Source organism: Romboutsia sp. 1001713B170131_170501_G6, assembly GCF_015668195.1.
Taxonomy (GTDB): domain Bacteria; phylum Bacillota; class Clostridia; order Peptostreptococcales; family Peptostreptococcaceae; genus Romboutsia_C.
The window spans coordinates 1-1061 of the sequence record NZ_JADPFC010000029.1 but is presented as its reverse complement, the minus strand read 5'-3'; the positions used below and the strand labels follow the sequence as shown (position 1 = coordinate 1061).

The following is a 1061-nucleotide window of genomic DNA, read 5'->3' as shown; positions in this document are numbered from 1 at the left end:
CAAATATCAGATTCTATACTAGATGCATTATTAGAGAAAGATCCACATGCAAGAGTAGCTTGTGAAACAACAACTACAACAGGATTAGTATTAGTAGCAGGAGAAATAAGCACTAATACATATGTAGATATTCCTAAATTAGTAAGAGAAACAGTAAGAGAAATAGGGTATGACAGAGCTAAATATGGATTTGACTGTGATACTTGTGCAGTAATAACTGCAATAGATGAACAATCAGGCGATATAGCTATGGGTGTTGATGAAGCCTTAGAAAATAGAGAAGGTGAAAATGCTGAAGATGAAATAGAAAAGGTTGGAGCAGGAGATCAAGGTATAATGTTTGGTTTCGCTTGTAATGAAACAGAAGAGTTAATGCCACTTCCAATATCTTTAGCTCACAAGCTATCTAGAAGATTAACAGAAGTTAGAAAAAACAAAACTTTAGAGTACTTAAGACCAGATGGAAAGACTCAAGTTACAATAGAATACGATGGAAATACTCCTGTTAGAGTTCATACTATACTTATATCAACTCAACACGGAGAAGAAGTTACTAACGAAACAATAAGAAAAGATTTAATAGAGCATGTTATAAAAGCTGTTATACCAGCAGATTTAATAGATGAAGAAACTATAATATACATTAACCCAACAGGAAGATTCGTTATAGGGGGACCTCAAGGAGATACAGGTCTTACAGGAAGAAAAATAATAATAGATACTTATGGAGGATACTCAAGACACGGTGGAGGAGCATTCTCAGGAAAAGATCCAACAAAAGTTGATAGATCAGCAGCTTATGCAGCAAGATATGTAGCTAAAAATATAGTAGCAGCAGGACTTGCAGATAAGTGTGAAATAGAGTTAGCTTATGCAATAGGTGTTGCTAGACCATTATCAGTATTTATAGATACTTTTGGAACTGGAAAAGTTGAAGAATCTAAGTTAGTAGAATTAGTAAATAAACACTTTGATTTAAGACCAGGAGCAATAATAAGAGATTTAGATTTAAGAAGACCTATATACAAGCAAGTAGCAGCTTATGGTCACTTTGGTAGAAC

The 1061-nt window shown here is 33.9% G+C and carries 1 protein-coding gene; it reads left to right on the top strand.

What is annotated here, in order from left to right; translation table 11 throughout:
• The coding region (gene metK / locus I4U89_RS15520; RefSeq protein WP_195941140.1) for a methionine adenosyltransferase at nt 1–1061 on the top strand (1061 nt) is incomplete at both ends.